This window comes from Streptomyces lincolnensis (genome assembly GCF_001685355.1).
Classification (GTDB): domain Bacteria; phylum Actinomycetota; class Actinomycetes; order Streptomycetales; family Streptomycetaceae; genus Streptomyces; species Streptomyces lincolnensis.
Window position 1 is genome coordinate 182,054 of record NZ_CP016438.1, and the last position, 16,788, is coordinate 198,841.

Genomic DNA, 16,788 nt, shown 5'->3' on the forward strand with positions numbered 1-16,788 from the left:
ACTGGATAGGCACCCTAGACCCATCTCGAACGGAGCTCGTCACGCAGGCGCCGGGCCACCTGGCCCATGAGGGCGTCGGCGCCCGGCTGCCTGCCGGCGGCCACCCGTGACTCGGTCAGGACGGCCACGGCATAGGTTTGGCCGTCGGCGTGTTCGACGACGCCGACCTCGTGGCGCAGGTTGAGCAGCATGCCTGTCTTGGACGACCACGTGGAGGCATCGGAGTCGAAGTCCGGGGCGAGGCGGTTGCGCACGAGGTTGTTGGCCATGAAGCCGCGCACCCGTGCCGCGACGTCGGGGTGGATCGCCGGGGGCTCGGCCCCCTCGGTACCGGACCGCGACTGCCAGAGTGCCTGCAGGAGGTCGACGAAAGCCCGCGCCGTCCCGGTGTTGGCACGTGAGATGTCGAGTTGCGGCACCCGGTGGCCGCGCCCGGGGGTGCCGGCGTCGATCGCGAGGGCGTGCGCGAGATGTACGTCCGCCGGGTCGAAACGCTCCACCGGGGTTTCCATCAACTCGCCCATGGTGTGCCGGACGGTGATGCCGCGCAGCCCGAACTCGTGCAGGACCGCCCCGACCCGGTCGGGCGGGGTGAGTGCGAAGAGGGCGTCGGCGGCGCTGTTGTCGCTGATGCAGGTGCTGAGGTAGAGCAGGTCCTCCACGGCGATGTGGGCGGCGTGCTGGAACCGGCTGAGGCCGGTCGGACCCGGGGTTGTGATCCGCCCGGGCGGCACCACGATCACCGCGGCGCCGTCGAGCTCCCCGCGCCGGATGCGTTCCAGTGTCACCAGGGCGAGCGGGATCTTCACGAGGGATGCGACGGGTAACACGATGTCGGGGTCGATACCGATCTCGTCGCCCGTCTCCAGGTCCCGGACGAGGAACGAGCCGTACAGCCCGCCGTCGCGCAGCGTCCGGCGAAGCTCCCCGAGCAGACTCTCGGTACCCATGGTCATGCGGCTGCCTCCGAGTGCTCCGTGGCGCCGAGGCACCGGGCGATGCCGTACGCGCAGGCCTGACGTAGGCGGATCGCATCGGCGTCCGACTCGTCCGCCACGGCCAGGGAGAAGCCTCGTGCGAAGCCGGGGCCGAGTTCGCCTACGGGCCGCCAGTGGAGGCGGAGTTCGCGGGCCTGTGCGGCCGAGCACAGCAGCGCGTCGCCCCTGCTCAGCACGTCCGCCGCGGCGGCGGCCACAGCGGGTGCGACGGCCAGTTGGGCCGGGCGCAGCCCGACGGCGTCGCGCAGGCGGACGAGACGGTCCCGGACGTGCGGCACGTCGTCCTCCGGCTGAAGCAACACGCGCCGGGGCCGCCGGTCGCGGTCGGCCCGGCCGGGGCGCAGGGTGTCCAGGTAGATCGGCCCTTGTGGGTCGTCCGCGACCGCCAGTCCCAGCGGCACCGTCCAGGCCGCCTCGGTGGGAGCCACCGCGAGCAGCGCCGCTCGCACATGCCGGGACGTGACGAGGTCGGACCGCTCCGCGGGCCCTGCGGGACACGGGTCGAGGAGAACTCCGTGGCCGTGCGCCTCCGCGATGAGGCGGGCGAGGGCTCCGGTGGGACAGATGGCGGGAACGGCGAGACGCAGTGGCCGGCGCCGCGCGGCCTCCGCCTCGTTCTCGAACCGATCGGCCGACTGCACGAGTTGCCTCGCCGACGGCAGCATGTCCCGGCCGAACGGCGTCAGCGTCACCGCCCGCGACGACCGGTCCAGCAGCCGCTCGCCCAGGCGCTGCTCCAACGCGGCGACGCGGCGACTCACGACGGACTGGGCCGTCCGAACCGCTGCCGCGCCCACCGTGAAACTGCCGTGCTCGCTCACACTGACGAACGCGCGACATGCCGCAACAAGATCCACGCGTCCTACTATGCCAAAACAGCATGGAGTTGAACGTCCGCGTCTTGGACCTCGGCGACCCATGGGCCGGAGAGTGGTCGCCGCCCAGGGCTTTCCCCGGGCTCGCACGGTCCACTTGTCATTCGACGGCTTGGAGGTCCATTCCATGACGTATCCGCTTCGCATCCGCCGGGGCGCCGCCTGGGCGGCGGCCGGCTTACTCGCGCTCGCCGCCCTTCCGGCGTGCGGTCAGCAGACCGAGTCCGGGCCCGGCTCACCGGCCGCCTCAAAGCGGTCGACATCGCCGGCTGCGGCCACTGAACCCACGGCTCCCAAGTTCCGGGCACTGGAGCGGGAATTCGACGCGCGGCTCGGCGTCTACGCCCTGGACACCGGCACGGGCCGGTCGGTCGGCTACCAGCCGGACGACCGGTTCGCGTACGCCTCAACGTTCAAGGCGCTGGCGGCGGGCGCCATCCTCCGGAAGTACGGGACCGACGGCATCGACAAGGTGGTCACGTACTCGCGGGACGACGTGGTCGCGGACTCGCCAGTGTCCGAGAACTTCGTCGAGACCGGCATGAGTCTGCGGGGGCTGTGCGCCGCCACTCTCTGGTACAGCGACAACACGGCGGTCAACCTGCTCCTCGACGAGCTCGGCGGCCCCGACGGCCTGGAGAAGGTGCTGGAGGAGTTCGGCGACGACGTCACCGAGATGGACCGGTACGAGCCGGAGATGAGCGACGGCACACCGGGCGACATCCGCGACACGAGCACACCGCGTGCGATGGCAGAGAGCCTGCGGGCGTTCCTGCTCGGCGACGCCCTGAAACGGGACGAACGCGAGCTTCTCCGGCAGTGGATGACGACGAACATGACCGGGCGGACGCTCATCAGGGCGGGTGTTCCCGACGGCTGGGACGTGGCCGACAAGAGCGGCTCCGCCGGATACGGGGGCCGCAACAACATCGCCGTGGTGTGGCCGGAGGACGGCGGCAATCCCATCGTCATGGCGGTCATGTCCACCCGCGGCAAGCAGGGCGCCGACCGCCGCGACGCCCTTATCGCCAAGGCCGCCACCGTGGCGGCCGACGCCCTGGGCCGCTAGGGCGCATATCGAGTCTGATCAATCTGCGGGATTCGCCCTCTCGGCGGGGCCTGGACCGGTAGATCTTCTTGCGTGACGCGAGTGCAACAGACGGACGAGGAGTGGGAGTTCATCGGGCCGTACCTGCCGATCGGCGAATACGGCCCGTATCCCGAGCGGCTGCGGCAGCAGTTCGAAGGCGTGATCTGGCGGTTCAAGACGGGCGGGCAGTGGCGGGAAATGCCGACGGATTTCGGCGCCTGGTCGACCGTCCACAACCGCTGACGATGAGACCGACCGGGGTGCCTTGTTCCTCAGTGCCCCAGGCCCCGCCGGTCGCGTAGTGGCCGGCTCTGGCAGCGGGGATCGGGATCGTCGCCAGTTGCATGGCGAGGTGCTCGGTGCCCGGGTCTTCGGGGATCACCATGTCCAGCAGGCGGGCCAGCGTCTCCTGGTCCTCGGAAAGCGGCCTGGCGACAAACGCATCGACCGCCGGCGCGTGGGAGAGGCGCCCTGCCAGACCTGGACGACCTCGTACAGCTGGGCAAGGGAGAACGTCCGGCGCGACTCCTCCAGAGCCTGCGCCCACTCCCGCTCGAAGGCCGGCACCCAACGCTCCGCGCACCGGTCGGCGCGCAGCTGCGCGAGCAGTTCGGCCGGAGCTCCCAGGGCGGGGACGTAGGGGGTGACGGGTGCGTGGTCGGGCTGCGCGCACATCGTCTGGTCTTCCCGGCGGCGGGTCGTCACCTCACGGTACGCGCGCCGGGTGGCCGTGGATGCGGGCATGGGACAGATCCCTCCTACCGGGTCACGGCGCCGGCGACAGCGCGGAGGCCGGTGGGGACTGCTCGGCAAGGGACTACGACCCGCGGGCAGAGGACGGGTGGGGCGCTCGCCCCTCTGCCGCCGCCGATCGTGGCGGCACGCCGATCTGGGCCTGGTGGCGTGCGGTGCGCGAGGCCGGACCGCGGCCCCTCTACCGGACGCCCGACCCCGACGTCGGAGAAGAGCCACCGCCCATCGACCGCGCACTCGGCCTGCGTGAGCGCACCGGAAACGGGGCGGCCTACCAGGCGGCACTGCTCGCCGCCGTGCACGAGGACCCGCGGCAGATCGACTGCTGGGCGCACCTGGGCAGCGGGGCATTCGAGCGTGCCGAGACAGACGATTCCGCCCTGGCCGAGGCCCTGGGCTTCTACCAGACGGCCGTCGCGGTGGCCGAGCGCATCCGCAATCTGGGCTTCTCCGGGTTGGCGACGTTCTAGAGGCATTGTCAAATCCTGTGGATTGACTGGACAGCCCGATGACGGCTCGGTCAAGCGAGCGGCTTGCGGTAACGGACGTACTCGTTCTGCCGCCGGAACCCCACGCTCTCGTAAAGGTCGTAGGACCGGTGCGGGTTTGCCGTGCCCGTGTACAGCCGGGCGGTTGTTGCACCCTGCTCGCGAAGGCTTCGCAGCCCGTCCAGCAGCAGGGCCCGGCCGACTCCGAGGCGTCGCTGGTCCGTTCGGACACTCAGCTCTTCGACCTCGCCCACAGTGTGGTCGTGACGGCGGATGGAGCAGAGGGCCACGCCGACCATGTCCTGCCCGTTCCAGGCAGCCCTCCAGCATGCCGGGTCGGCGGTGTCGACGAAGTCCTGGAAAGCCCATTTCTGAGTGAAACGGGTGTCCGCATACGAATCGACGACCGTCCTCCAGGCTGCACCATAGTGGCTGGTCCCGATCGGGCCCGTCCGTATCCCGGCCGGCAGTTCGCTGGCCGACTCGGGCAACTGCTGCAGATCGCCCAACTCCAGCTCGACCAGGCTGAAGACACGTCGATAGCCGGCTGCCAGCAGAAGCGCCGTGGCGTCCTGCTCGGAGGCCATGGCGTTCGCGCCGATCACTGCCGTTCGCGCCGTTCCATGCTGTTCGACGAGTCGACGGATGCGCTCTTCGGCCCAGCTCAGCATGGCTGAGCCGATGCCCTGGTGGCGATGCTCGGGCAAGAGGTAGCCGCGGTGCAGGTAGAGCCACGTATCGTCCCGCTCTTGCCACCACCGGATCGTCGAGTAGCCGACGACGCTCCCGTCGCGCACCACCAGGATCTGGTTCTTGGACGGCTCCTCCAGCTTGGCAGAGGCTTCGGCGATCTCGGCCGCTGTCGGGAGCCCTTCCACAACCGAATGGGCATCGACCCGGTCCCGTTCGGCACACCCCAGCCGCACTGCGGCCATGGGGCCATGGTCTTCGTCGCCGCGATACGGCCGGAACCTGAAGCCGACCGGAAGATCCTGTCCTGGCGCGTCATCCGACATGATCGGATGATCTCGAACTTCGAGGCAGGTCCGCCACCCTATTCATGCCGCGGTCGCCTGTGGCCGTTCAACGAGCTGGCCGCGTTCGAAGCGGGCTCCGGCGCGGACGAGGGCGACGAGGTGGGGTGAATTCACCGCGCGCCAGCGGGCCTGGGCGGACTCGACGAGCTTGAAGACCATCGCCAGGGCGGCCGCCGCGCTGCCGGCGCCTTTGGTGACCTTGGTGCGCAGGCGGACGGTGGCGAAGGTCGACTCGATCGGATTCGTGGTGCGCAAGTGGATCCAGTGCTCGGCGGGGAAATCGTAGAATGCCAGCATCTCGTCCACGTCGTCGGTGATCTCCTTGACGGCCTTCGGGAACTTCACGCCGTAGATCTTCTCGAACGCCGCGACGGCTTTGAGCGCGTGGTCGCGGTCTTCGGCGTTGTAGATGTCTTGGAGGGCCTTCTTCGCGCCGGGCTGCGCCGATTTCGGCAGGGCGCACCAGCACGCACGACTTCGCCCCCCGCAGGCGTATGCGCAGGTGAATGCCGTCGGCCCACACGTAGACGTAGTCGCTGGCGGACAGATCACGCTCGCCGAACGCGGCGTGATCTTGCTGCCACTGCTGGGTGAGCCGGGTGACCGTCGCTGGCGACAGCCCGGCCGCCGAGCCGAGGAACTGCTCCAGCGCGGGCACGAAGTCGCCGGAAGACAGGCCGTGGAGATAGAGCAGCGGCAGCACCTCGGTGATCTTCGGGGACTTGCGGCACCAGGGCGGCAGAATCGCCGAAGAGAACCGCTTGCGCTCGCCCGTGGCCTCATCGACGCGCTTGTCATTCACGCGCGGGGCCTTCACCTCGATCACCCCGGCCGCGGTCGTGACCTTCCTCGGCTGGTGATAGCCATTGCGCACGATCAGGCGACGCCCGGCCTCATCACGCTGGTCGGCCAACTCGGCTATGTAGGCGTTGACTTCGGCCTCCAGGGCGGCAGCGAGCATGCACCGCGCGCCCTCACGGACGATGTCATCGATCAGGAAGCCGGTCTCCGTTGTTCCATCGGCATTCACTACGCTCAGCACGGGCGTGCCTTCCCGGCCGACGGTGCAACGTCGGCCTACTCGATGACCAGAAATCGATCACTCGGGAAGGTACGCCCTTCGCGTCCAACCCGAGGCCGATCCACAAGTCATGAGCATTGCTCACGTTCTACGTGTGGCACGACAAACAGGCAGGGCAGCTCCGGTGCTCGACCGGTTCCGTGCCCCGGATTGTCGGAGCCTCACACTGACTGGCAATGCCCGTCCACACGGACGAGTCGGCGGTGACAGATGAGGGCTGCGGCTTTCCCAGCGAAGGCAAGGAAATGTTCCGCCTTGCGTTCGTAGCGGCGGTGGAGCCAGCGGCAGCCAGCAAGCCAGGACACGGTCCTCTCGACACCCCATCGGTGGCGGCCGAGCCGCTGCGAGGACGCGAAGCGGTGCCGTTCGTCGGCGGCGTGGTCGTGGAGGTGACCTCAGTAGGCGTCCGCCCGGCGTCCACGCAACCGCCGCCACACCGAGCACTGGGACCGCGCGCCGCTCTATGCGGAGGTCTCGGGAGACCCGGCTGGCCGGAGGCGTCGCAGCCCATTACTCGAACATCCTGAGAAGCTTCTGATCCATTGGGACGCCCTTACCTACGGATTAGGGACCCAGGTTATGGAGCAGTTGCCGGTCCAGCAGATCCGCCCGCGCGATGACACAGATCAGCTTCACATGCCCCGGACCGAAATCATCTGGTCCACAGCTTTCTGAACCTTCGGCAGGAACGCCGCGATGGTCTCGCTACTGGGTTCCTCGCCAAGCTCGTCCAGAGCGGTCGCCCGGGTGAGGACGATGTCGGGCTGGTAGACCAGGGCTGCGGCCCACACGTCCAACTCCGCTTCGGTGCCCCCGTCGTCGCCGGGACCGTAGTTGATGTACAGAACGGGGAGCTCAGCCGAAGAGTCCAAAAGGATACGGATGTCTGCAACGGTAACCTGCGGCGCTGGCCTGTCGACGGTCGGTTCCATGGTGTGACACTCCTCCGGCAGATAGTTGAGTCAGCCTACGTCCGCCGCGGCGGACAAACGATGAGATCAGGGAGAGCCGGGTCATTTGCGGACGGTGAGATCAACTCTGCCCGGACCGGACGCAGGCGAGGAACGCGGCTGGTGCTGTGACCGGGAAGGTTCGCCGGGTTCGTGGTCGTGGCGGTTGGATGTGCGGTGATGTCCGTTCCGACCGCTGGAGGTGCGGTGGCTGAGCCTGTCCGTGTGCGCAGACTGACTGACCAGGAGGGGCAGCGGCTGCAGCAGATCGTGCGTCGGGGCAGCACGAGTTCGGTGCGGTACCGGCGGGCGATGATGCTGCTGGCTTCGGCCGGCGGGAACCGGGTGCCGGTGATCGCCCAACTCGTGGCGGCCGACGAGGACACCGTCCGCGATGTCATCCACCGCTTCAACGAGATCGGCCTGGCCTGTCTGGACCCTCGGTGGGCGGGAGGCCGTCCCCGCCTGCTCAAGCCAGATGACGAGGACTTCGTCGTCCAGACGGCCCCTACCCGCCCCATCAAGCTCGGCCAGCCTTTCACCCGCTGGTCTTTGTACAAGCTCGTCGCCTATCTGCGGAAAGTCCACGGCCGGGTGATCCGCATCGGCCGCGAGGCGTTACGCAGCCTGCTTGCCCGCCGCGGTGTCACCTTCCAACGCACCAAGACCTGGAAGGAATCACCCGACCCGGACCGCGAGGCGAAGCTGGACCGGATCGAGGAGTTCCTTCACCGCTTCCCCGACCGGGTGTTCGCCTTCGACGAGTTCGGACCGCTCGGCATCCGCCCCACCGCAGGCTCGGGCTGGGCCGAACGGAAACATCCCGACCGGGTGCCGGCCACCTACCACCGCACCCACGGAGTGTGCTCCATCCACGGCTGCTACTCGATCGGCGACGACCGCCTGTGGGGCGTCAACCGCCGCAAGAAGGGTGCGGCGAACACGCTGGCCGCGCTGAAGTCGATCCGCGCCGCCCGGCCCGACGACGCACCGATCTACGTCACCCTGGACAACCTGTCCGCCCACGAGGGAACGGACATCCGCCGCTGGGCGAAGAAGAACAAGGTCGAGTTGTGCTCCACCCCGACCTACGCCTCGTGGGCGAACCCCATCGAGGCCCACTTCGGACCGCTGAGGCAGTTCACCATCCCCAACTCGAACTATCCAGACCCGTGCCCTGCATGCCTACCTGCGGTGGCGCAACGCCAACGCCCGCCACCGCGACGTCCTGGCAGCCGAACGTAAGGAATGTGCCCGCATCCGCAGTGAGAAAGGTATCCGCTGGGGCGGACGTCGCTTCAGCACCGCAGCGTGACCGCATTTGCCGCTCAGTGCACCGCTGCTCGTGAAAGGCTGGTTGCATGATCGGCGGGCCGTTTGAGTACCCAGAGCTCTGGGCGTTTTTGGAGTCACTGCACTGCGGCGAGTCCCTTTCCGGCACCGTTACAGCGATCGAACGGTTCGGCGTGTTCGTGGCGCTTGACGATGGGCCCGGCCACCCGATCTTCCCCGGCGTCGGATTCATCTCATGCGCCGAGCTGTCCTGGCGCCGCTTCGAAGCAGCCTCCGATGTCGTGCAGGTCGGACAGCGCGTTTCCTGCGAGTTCCTCCAGTTCGACACCTGGAACCTGGAGGCCAGACTGTCCTTGAAAGCGATGCAGCCAGACCCCTTCCAGGCATTTGCCGACAGCACCGCGGTGGGGCAGAAACTGCAAGGACAGGTCACCAAACTGGTCCCGTTCGGCGTCTTCGTCCAGGTCGCGGACGGCATCGAGGGACTGGTCCACCTACGAGAGCTTGCCTGGACGCTCGTGGAGGATCCGTCGGACGTCGTCCACGTCGGCGACACGATCGCGGTCGTCGTCACTGAGATCGACCAGCAACGACGCGCACTGTCGCTCTCCCGACGAAAAGGCTCATCCCGCCACCAGTGACTCCTTTGCGCCTTGTGACGCTTTCCTCGCACGAGCGTTCCGAGAGCGCTTGCTTGACGAAGGGGAGGCGCAGACTAAACCCGGTGAACCTTGCTGGTCAGAGCACTAGTGTGATGCGCCAGAAATCTTGAAGGTTAGTTCTTCTCCGCTTTCTGGCTGTTGGTTCCGACCTTGGTGAGGTAGTCGGCAAGGGAGCTGAGGATCTCGTCGGCGGTCTTGGTCCAGATGAAGGGCTGCGGGTTCTCGTTCCAGGTGTCGATCCATCCGGCGATGTCGTCTTCCAGGGCCTTCACGGAGGTGTGGACGCCCCGGCGGATGAGTTTGTCGGTCAACAGGCCGAACCACCGCTCGACTTGGTTCATCCAGGAGGAGCCGGTCGGGGTGAAGTGGACGTGGAAGCGGGGGTGCTTGCGCAGCCACGTTCTGATCTCGGCGGTGTTGTGGGTGGCGTAGTTGTCGCAGACCAGATGAACATCGAGGCTGGCTGGCACCGCTTTATCGATGATGACCAGGAACTTCTTGAACTCAATCGCCCGGTGGCGGCGGTGCAGCTCCGATATGACGGTGCCGTCGGCGATGTTGAAGGCCGCGAACAGGCTGGTGATGCCATGCCGGTAGTAGTCATGGGTACGCCGCTCAGGCATGCCCGGCATCATCGGCAGCACCAGCTGCGAGCGGTCCAGCGCCTGAATCTGGGACTTCTCGTCCACGCACAACACCACGGCCTTCTCGGGCGGGTGGTGATACAGACCGACGACGTCGACGACCTTGGCGACGAACTGCGGGTCGGTGGAGAGCTTGAAGGAATCCTGCAGGTGCGGCTTGAGGTCGAACCGCTTCCAGATCCGCCCGATGGTCGATTTCGACAGGCCCGTGCGCTGGGCCATCGAGGCCCGCGACCAGTGCGTGTCCTTGCCCGGGGTGGACTCCAGGGTCGCCACGATGACGTCCTCGACCTGATCCGGCAGGATCGAGGGCGGCCGGCCCACCCGGGGCTCGTCAGACAGACCGTCGAGGCGTTTGGTGATGAACCGGGCCCGCCAGCGCTCCACGGTCGACTCATCAACACCGAGGTCGATCGCGGCCTGCCGGTTCGTCCCACCCTCCGCGCAGCGCAGCACGATCCTCGCGCGCAACGCCAGATACTGGGCGGTCTTCGCCCGCCTCGCCCACCGGGTGAGCTGATCCCGCTCAGCCTCGCTCAGGACCAGGTCGGCCTTCGGCCGGCCGATACGGGCGGCATCCTCAAGCCCGGCCAGCCGCTCAGCGGCGAACTTCCCGCGCCACTTCCTCACCGTCGACACCGTCACGCCGACCTCTGCCGCCACACGCGCATTTGGCGCACCGTCCGCGCACGCCAGCACAATGCGAGCCCGCTCCACAAAACGCGGCGCCACCACCCCGCTTACCCAGCGGGACAACTCCGCGTGTTCCTCAGCGGACAGAGTGACTTCAACAGCACGAGGACCCGGTGACATGAAAACAGGCTAGCAACTTATCCCCGAAATTTCTGGCGCATCACACTAGCTCGCCGGTGGCCTCGGGGTCAGCGGCGGCGAACCGGGCCGCGAACTCCAGCCGTGTTTGATGATCAGCGGATGCATCCGCTGAAGCACGGCTACACCAACCACACTGTCGGCGATGGCGCCGTCGTAGAGAAGACGTACGAGGGCCCCGAAGCTGACCTCAGGCTCCGTCGTGAGCACGCACTGCTGACCCAGTTGCAGGGCCGGTTGCCCGTGCCGCCGGTGCAGGGAACGACGGAAGCCACGCTCACTCTTGGCTTCGTGGCCGGTGCGCCTGGCCAGGAGCTTCTTGCCGCCGGTCAACCAGAAGCTGTCTTGGCGAGCTGTGGAGAGTTGCTGCGAAGTATCCACGGAACCGCACCGAGCGTGCTGCCGGAAGACGCGCCCAGAGCGGAGAGAGTGCTTGTGCACGGTGACTTCGGGCCCAACAATGTGCTGCTCGATCCCGACACCTTCGAGGTCACTGCAGTGGTCGACTGGGAGTTCGCCCACCTCGGGGACCCGGTCGAGGATCTGGCCTGGTGCGAGTGGATCGTGCGCACCCACCACCCTGAGCACCGCATTGCACTCGGCTACTTCTTCCGGGCCTACGGCGGGGAGGTGCCGCCCTGGCGGGTCCGCAGGACGGCCATGCTGACCCGGTGCGAGGAACTGCGGCAGTTCTGCGACCGGTGGGAGCCGAACGGTCCGGGTGTGAGGCTATGGCAGGGGCGTGCCGCAGCCACAGCGGACTGGCAGGAGTAGCTCGGGATCCGGGTACCGGCAGAGCGGGCCAAGGCTGTGGCTACCAGCGGAGCGGAAGCGCCGCCGGTTCTCGTGAACATCGAACACCGTACTTCTTGAGTGTCTCCCGAAGTCATGAACGACTGCTGTCAAGACTCGTGACCAAAGCCACCTTGGCGACCAGGTCCGCACAGACAGCTGTCCACGTCAGGACCATCGCGCCGCGGGCAGGTCCGGAGGCGTAGCAGCGGTATGCCTCCGGACCAGGGGACGCAGATCCGGGTTGAATACGCGGTTCACGGGCTCTTCAAGGTCGATCATGTTGCCCTCCCGGCACGCCCGTTCCCCGTTGGCGGTCTTCGGACCGTGATCCCACCCGTTGGACTCTCACCGTGGGCTGTGACGCCGTACGCCGCCAGGACAGCCGGTAAGGCAGGCCCTCGTCCATCCGTTTGCTAGTCGCTGGTACCAGCGCCTAGCTATGGTGGTGGGTATGGCGAAGCAGACGAACATCAGACTGGACGATGCCGTCAAGGCGGCCGCCGAGGATCGGGCCAAGCGCCGTGGTCTGAGCCTGCAGGGATACGTTGCCGACTTGATCAAGGCCGATGTGGACCAGACACGTGCCGTCTTCATGGCCGGTGCTACGACGTTCCTGGCCGGGTACGCGGACGCGTTCGAGGCGGAGGTCGGTGAGGACCGGTACCCCGGTCTTCCGGAGGGACTGACGGAGAGCACGCCGAGGGACGCTGCGTGAGTCTCCGTGTCGATCTCACCTGGATCCTGGCGGTGGCGCAGCAGATCCCGGGCGATCCCCAGGTCGTCGACTACGGCGTGCCGGTGGCAGCGGAAGCACGTCATCGCGCGGAGGTCCTGGACCATGAGGTCTATCCCGAGCCCCATCACAAGGCCGCGGCACTGCTGTGCGAGCTGGCGAGGAACCCCAGCCTCGAGGTGAGGAATCTACTGTTCGCCGCCACGGTGGCTGCGGCCTACCTCTCGGCGTGCGGCCTCGCGGTGGGCCCCGGTCTGGACACCGTTCTTCCCTTGGCCCGCGCGGCCCGGGATGGGCTCCCGGTGCGGGAGGTCGCCGCTCAGATCAAGACCTGGACGAGCTGATCCAACAGGCTCTTCCCGCCGTGTCCTGCCGTGTCCTGCCGTGTCAGGATTCCGGGTCGTCAGCGAGTGGCGGTCGACTCAGCAGGGCCGTCACGGCGACGGGATCGGGGAGTGACCTGAGTCAGAGGTTCCCTTCCTGTCCCGGCAACAATGAACCCTGTGGACCATCTGCTGCACCTCGACCGCACGCTCGATGAGCTGGACCTGCCTCGTTGGGCGCCTCCTGGCTCTGACGCGACCCGTTTGGTGCGGGAAGTGATCAGAATCCGCCCCTAGGTCAACGAAAAGAAACAAGGGCAGGAGGTGACCGTGGTATTTGCGAAAGACTTCTTCGACGAGGTCCGCTCGGCCTGTGCCTCCGCCGCAGCTGCCCTGGGACTGACCGGTCCCCAGGAGAGCCAACGGGTTATGTCACGCGCCGACTACAAGGGTGCCGGTGTCGAGTACCGGGTCCGCCTTGATGAGTCGGACGCAACCGTGGAGTGCAGCGTCAAGATCGAAACGGACACCGTCAGGCTCACCGTGGGCCTCGAAGAGCTGGCCATCGCCGCCGGAGTCGTGGAGAAACGTGGTGGCCTCTCCTACAGTGCCCGCAACCTCAAGCAGTTGAGGAAATCTCTCCACGGGCAGGCCGGCTACCTCCAGCGGGTGCATCCATTCCTCGCTGACGCTGACGCTGCCGAACAGCTCATGCGCCAAGCCGGCGCTCGCGAGTGGAACAAGGATGCGCCATGATCCAACACCCCCACCCCCCAACACCATCGCACCGCCAGCCAGCACACCACCCACGCCACGGGCTGCCCTTCGGACGTGGTCCCCAGGTGCGGGTACTGCGCTTCGTGCCCGGCATCCAGAACGCAAATCCTCCCCCACCTGCCGTGCTTAACCGGACACGATCGACTCAGCACGTCGAGTCTGTGTCTCGGACCGCTCGGTCCCGCTCCTGGAAACGCCGGAGCATGGGGGGCAACTCCTGCGCCATGAAGGCCCCCAGCTCGTCGATCTCTTGCTTGAGGCGCTGACCTCGGGGCCCGACATCACGGCGTGCAGGGCCGTCTCGGTCTCCCTCGCGGAGCCAGCTGCGAACCTCTCGCCCGCGCCCGGCTGCTCACTGTGGGCGCCGACGGCCCTCGCTAGAGGGAACGACACCGGCGCAGTGGCCACTGCAAGTGGCCTCCTTGACGGTTCCGTGCTCGGCGGGAGCGTCACTCGCAAGACCTCAAGGGATGATGTCGAAAAGCCGCCGGACCTCTCGCCTGCGCCCGCCTAGGGTCGCGGGCATGTCACAGCAGAACCGCGCCATCATTGAGAGCGCTTGGAAGGCGTTCGCCAGCCACGACGCTGACCGGATCTCCGCGGTCTTCACCGAGGATGCCGAGTGGCTGGCGCCTCCGGGGAACGCTACTGCCGTCGCGCTGGAGGGGCCCAGCCATCTGGTCGGCAGGAAGGCGATCGTGCGGTTCCTGGCCGAGGACTTTCCCCGCTTCTTCGTCCGTGACGTCACCGTCACCTTCCATGGGCTCTACGTCGACGGCGAGCGGGCGGTCGTGGAGGAAACCATGACGGCGACACTGGCCAACGGCCGCCGCTACGCCAATGACTACTGCTTCGTCTTCGAACTCCGGGAAGGGTTGATTCACCGGGTCCGCGAGTACATGGACACAGCCCGCGGGCATCGCATGGTCTCCGGAGAGGTTCCGCAGTAGTCATCCTCAGCTGTAGGGCACGACCGCGCAGGTGCGTGCCGGTTCACGTCTCGGTGGTGGATGCCGCTGATGCCCGGCGGGGTGGCGTGGTGGCCAGGGGAAGCTCTCTCAGCGTACGGACGGGGGAGCAGAAGACCGGGAGGAAGGCGCCGGCCAGGCAGATCGCGCCCGCCCAGACTGCCATGCGTACGCCGGCCGCCTGGCCGACGAGGCCACCGAGAGCGGAGCCAATGGACAGGGCGCCGGTGAGCAGGAATCGGAAGGTGGCGTTCATTCGGCCGAGCAGCGGGTCCGGGGTCAAGTGCTGGCGCAGGGTGACGCCGAGGACGTTGTCGATGCCCGTCTTGGTCATGACCGCGAGCCACCCGGCACCGGCCACCCACAGCCACGGCCCCTCGCCGATCAGTGCGACGCCAAGTGCGGCGGGTGCGAACCAGAGTCCGGCCAACCCCAGGGTGCGACCGTGGCCGAGGCGGGTGGCGAAGCGTCGGGCGAGGCCGGCGCCGAGCAGGATGCCAAGGCCGCCCGCCGCCCAGTACGTCCCGAGCGCCCCGGCGGGCAGGCGCAGTTCGCGGGTGAACAGCACCGGCAGCACGGCGTTGATCATCTGTGCGCCGAGGTTGGTGAGGGTCGCGGTAAGGGCCAGCGCGCGTAGCTCGCGGCTGCCGAGGACGTGGCGCAGCCCTTCCGCAATATCGGTCCGCAGCCGTCGCCGGTCGGCCGATGTCACAGCAGGAGCGTGTCGTCGGCCGATGCCCGTGAGGCCGGCGGCGGAGATCAGGTAAGCGATGGCTCCGCCGAGGATCGCGAGGGGAGCCGTGAAGAGCTGGACCAGAAAGCCGCCGGCGCCGCGGCCTGCGATGTTGGCGCCGGCCATCAGGCTCACGAGGGCGGTGTTCGCCGGCACCAGACGCTCGCGGCCGACCAGTTCGGGCAGGACGCTCTGCGAGCCGACGTCGAAGAACACCGTGGCGCAGCCATTCAGCAGCACCACCGCGTACAACTGCGGCAGCGACAGCACGCCCAGCCACCATGCGAGGGGGATCGAGGCGAACAGCACGGAGCGGACGGCGTCGGCGACCACCAGCACCCGGCGGCCGGGCAGGCGGTCCACCCAGGCCCCCGCGGGCAGGCCGATGAGGAGGAAGGCGGCGGTGGACAGCGCGGCCAGCGCACCGGCCTGGCCGGGGCCCGCGCCGAGGGTGGTGACGGCGAGCAGCGGGATCGCCACGTAGCCGACATTGCTGCCGAGGTGGCTGAGGGCGCCCGCGGTGAAGAGCACGCGGAAGTCGCGCAGCCGCCACGGGGAACGGGGTGCTTCGGACATGCCCGCTACCGTGCGCGACCACCAACCGCTCCACCTATTGATTTATCCTCAGCTAAATGATCGAGATCGAACTCGGCTTGGAGGACGTGGCCCGTACCCGCTTCGCGATCTCTCCGTTGTGGGAGGTGGTGGCCAGCGTCCGGGTACTCAAGGGCGCGGACGAACACGGCCTGCATCGCACCTGGGCCGAACAGGTACGCCCGCGGCTGGCGACGGCGGGCCTCGACCTGAGACCGCTGTTCGACCTTGTTCCGGTGCCGACGCGCTCGCCCTGGGCCGGCCGCGTTCCGGGGTTCCTCTGCCCGCCGCCCACGACGCCGCTGCCGTCACTGGATGTGGAGCTGGCCACCGTCCGGGCCACCCCGTCGGCGCTGCTGCACACGACGGCCGAGGTGCCGCCTGCGCGGATGGCGGCGCTGCGCGCCGACCCGGCGGCCGAGCTCGGGCGACTGGCCGACGTGCTGGAGGCGTACTGGGAGCTGGCTCTGGCACCGTACTGGTCGCGGATCCTCACCTTGCTGGAGGGCGACATCCGCTACCGCGCCGGCCGCCTGGTCGAAGGCGGCGCCCAGCATCTGTTCGCAGACCTCGACGCACAGGTCACCTGGGCCGCAGGCACCCTGCACCTGGAGCACCGCACTGTGCGCGGAGCGCGTCGGCTCGACGGCCGGGGCTTGCTGCTGGTGCCGTCCGCCTTCGTGTGGCCGCGCGTGTTCTCCGTGCTCAACGAGCCATGGCAGCCCTCGCTGCGCTACCCGCCACGCGCCGTCGGCACGCTATGGCACACGCAGCCCGCGACTGTGTCCGAGGCCCTGGCGGGGGTGTTGGGCCGCTCCCGCGCGACCCTCCTGACCGAGCTGACCGCCCCCGCCTCGACCACCGACCTCGCCCGCCGCACCGGGCTGACTCCCGGCGGTGTCTCCCAGCACTTGACGGCCCTGCGCACCGCTGGTCTGGCCAGCGCCCACCGTGCAGGTAGAGAGGTGCTGTATGCACGCACCCGGGCTGGAGAGATCGTCGTGGAAGCCGCAGGCTCAGGATCACCACCGTCCACCACCCGAGCGTGAACCACTCACCGGCGCGATCGGGCCCCGTGGGCCAACTACAACGCTCAGCAGGCCAACTCAAGCCCTGACGGGCCAACTGAAGCGCTCATCACAGCGGGAATTCAGTGGTCATGC

Annotated in this window: 16 protein-coding genes and 4 pseudogenes; 11 read left to right on the forward strand and 9 right to left on the reverse strand. The window is 68.0% G+C overall.

Annotation, left to right across the window (positions count from 1 at the left end; genetic code table 11):
• Nucleotides 1-14 precede the first annotated feature (14 nt).
• Both SLINC_RS00820 and SLINC_RS00825 read right to left on the reverse strand, forming a co-directional pair.
• A complete protein-coding gene (locus SLINC_RS00820; RefSeq protein WP_182449273.1) occupies nucleotides 15-950 on the reverse strand; it encodes a serine hydrolase in 936 nt (311 codons plus the stop codon).
• A 2-nt stretch (nucleotides 951-952) separates the two neighbouring features.
• Entirely contained in the window at nucleotides 953-1,855 is a 903-nt protein-coding gene (locus tag SLINC_RS00825; RefSeq protein WP_067425367.1) for a LysR family transcriptional regulator, read from the reverse strand.
• Between the two features lie 145 nt (nucleotides 1,856-2,000).
• Here SLINC_RS00825 and bla point away from each other — a divergent pair, with 145 nt between their 5' ends.
• Nucleotides 2,001-2,942: a class A beta-lactamase gene (gene bla / locus SLINC_RS00830; RefSeq protein ID WP_067425370.1), complete on the forward strand. Its 942-nt coding sequence runs from the start codon at nucleotides 2,001-2,003 to the stop codon at nucleotides 2,940-2,942.
• Between the two features lie 72 nt (nucleotides 2,943-3,014).
• Nucleotides 3,015-3,203: pseudogene (locus SLINC_RS00835) on the forward strand (transposase); the annotation flags it as partial.
• 138 nt (nucleotides 3,204-3,341) lie between these two features.
• Here SLINC_RS00835 and SLINC_RS00840 read toward each other — a convergent pair.
• Nucleotides 3,342-3,707 carry a DUF6247 family protein gene (locus SLINC_RS00840; protein ID WP_225988197.1) on the reverse strand — a complete coding sequence of 122 codons (366 nt, stop codon included), beginning with the start codon at nucleotides 3,705-3,707 and terminating at the stop codon, nucleotides 3,342-3,344.
• Nucleotides 3,708-3,871: 164 nt separating this feature from the next.
• Here SLINC_RS00840 and SLINC_RS00845 point away from each other — a divergent pair, with 164 nt between their 5' ends.
• Nucleotides 3,872-4,186: a hypothetical protein gene (locus SLINC_RS00845; RefSeq protein WP_067425373.1), complete on the forward strand. Its 315-nt coding sequence runs from the start codon at nucleotides 3,872-3,874 to the stop codon at nucleotides 4,184-4,186.
• 50 nt (nucleotides 4,187-4,236) lie between these two features.
• On the opposite strand, the gene SLINC_RS00850 is transcribed toward SLINC_RS00845, so the two are convergent.
• The 4 genes and pseudogenes from SLINC_RS00850 to SLINC_RS00860 form a co-directional block, all read right to left on the reverse strand.
• Nucleotides 4,237-5,220, reverse strand: coding sequence for a GNAT family N-acetyltransferase (locus SLINC_RS00850; RefSeq protein WP_067425375.1), 984 nt, complete (start codon nucleotides 5,218-5,220; stop codon nucleotides 4,237-4,239).
• A gap of 42 nt (nucleotides 5,221-5,262) precedes the next feature.
• Nucleotides 5,263-6,283, reverse strand: a pseudogene (locus SLINC_RS00855) (transposase).
• A gap of 200 nt (nucleotides 6,284-6,483) precedes the next feature.
• A pseudogene (locus SLINC_RS45560) lies at nucleotides 6,484-6,672 on the reverse strand (transposase); the annotation flags it as partial.
• Nucleotides 6,673-6,954: 282 nt separating this feature from the next.
• Nucleotides 6,955-7,254 (reverse strand): hypothetical protein, encoded by a 300-nt coding sequence (locus tag SLINC_RS00860; protein WP_067425378.1) that lies wholly within the window; start codon nucleotides 7,252-7,254, stop codon nucleotides 6,955-6,957.
• Nucleotides 7,255-7,479: 225 nt separating this feature from the next.
• On the opposite strand from SLINC_RS00860, the pseudogene SLINC_RS00865 reads away from it, so the two are divergent.
• Nucleotides 7,480-8,587, forward strand: a pseudogene (locus SLINC_RS00865) (IS630 family transposase).
• Between the two features lie 46 nt (nucleotides 8,588-8,633).
• Nucleotides 8,634-9,206: a S1 RNA-binding domain-containing protein gene (locus SLINC_RS00870; RefSeq protein WP_067425381.1), complete on the forward strand. Its 573-nt coding sequence runs from the start codon at nucleotides 8,634-8,636 to the stop codon at nucleotides 9,204-9,206.
• A 134-nt stretch (nucleotides 9,207-9,340) separates the two neighbouring features.
• On the opposite strand, the gene SLINC_RS00875 is transcribed toward SLINC_RS00870, so the two are convergent.
• Nucleotides 9,341-10,684 carry an IS630 family transposase gene (locus SLINC_RS00875; protein WP_182449132.1) on the reverse strand — a complete coding sequence of 448 codons (1,344 nt, stop codon included), beginning with the start codon at nucleotides 10,682-10,684 and terminating at the stop codon, nucleotides 9,341-9,343.
• A 120-nt stretch (nucleotides 10,685-10,804) separates the two neighbouring features.
• Here SLINC_RS00875 and SLINC_RS00880 point away from each other — a divergent pair, with 120 nt between their 5' ends.
• From SLINC_RS00880 to SLINC_RS00900, 5 genes are all read left to right on the forward strand, one after another.
• On the forward strand, nucleotides 10,805-11,476 hold the full coding sequence (locus tag SLINC_RS00880) for a phosphotransferase family protein (protein ID WP_067425384.1): 672 nt from the start codon (nucleotides 10,805-10,807) through the stop codon (nucleotides 11,474-11,476).
• 472 nt (nucleotides 11,477-11,948) lie between these two features.
• Nucleotides 11,949-12,212, forward strand: coding sequence for a hypothetical protein (locus tag SLINC_RS00885; protein ID WP_182449133.1), 264 nt, complete (start codon nucleotides 11,949-11,951; stop codon nucleotides 12,210-12,212).
• Nucleotides 12,209-12,574 (forward strand): hypothetical protein, encoded by a 366-nt coding sequence (locus tag SLINC_RS00890; RefSeq protein WP_067425387.1) that lies wholly within the window; start codon nucleotides 12,209-12,211, stop codon nucleotides 12,572-12,574. Before SLINC_RS00885 ends, SLINC_RS00890 begins: the two co-directional genes overlap by 4 nt.
• A gap of 303 nt (nucleotides 12,575-12,877) precedes the next feature.
• Nucleotides 12,878-13,309: a hypothetical protein gene (locus SLINC_RS00895; RefSeq protein ID WP_114604606.1), complete on the forward strand. Its 432-nt coding sequence runs from the start codon at nucleotides 12,878-12,880 to the stop codon at nucleotides 13,307-13,309.
• Between the two features lie 545 nt (nucleotides 13,310-13,854).
• On the forward strand, nucleotides 13,855-14,280 hold the full coding sequence (locus SLINC_RS00900) for a nuclear transport factor 2 family protein (protein ID WP_067444729.1): 426 nt from the start codon (nucleotides 13,855-13,857) through the stop codon (nucleotides 14,278-14,280).
• Nucleotides 14,281-14,323: 43 nt separating this feature from the next.
• On the opposite strand, the gene SLINC_RS00905 is transcribed toward SLINC_RS00900, so the two are convergent.
• Complete coding sequence (locus SLINC_RS00905; protein ID WP_067425393.1) at nucleotides 14,324-15,607, reverse strand: MFS transporter; 1,284 nt, start codon at nucleotides 15,605-15,607, stop codon at nucleotides 14,324-14,326.
• Between the two features lie 56 nt (nucleotides 15,608-15,663).
• Between SLINC_RS00905 and SLINC_RS00910 the strand changes: the two genes are divergently transcribed.
• Nucleotides 15,664-16,674 carry an ArsR/SmtB family transcription factor gene (locus SLINC_RS00910; RefSeq protein WP_067425397.1) on the forward strand — a complete coding sequence of 337 codons (1,011 nt, stop codon included), beginning with the start codon at nucleotides 15,664-15,666 and terminating at the stop codon, nucleotides 16,672-16,674.
• The last annotated feature ends 114 nt before the right edge of the window (nucleotides 16,675-16,788 follow it).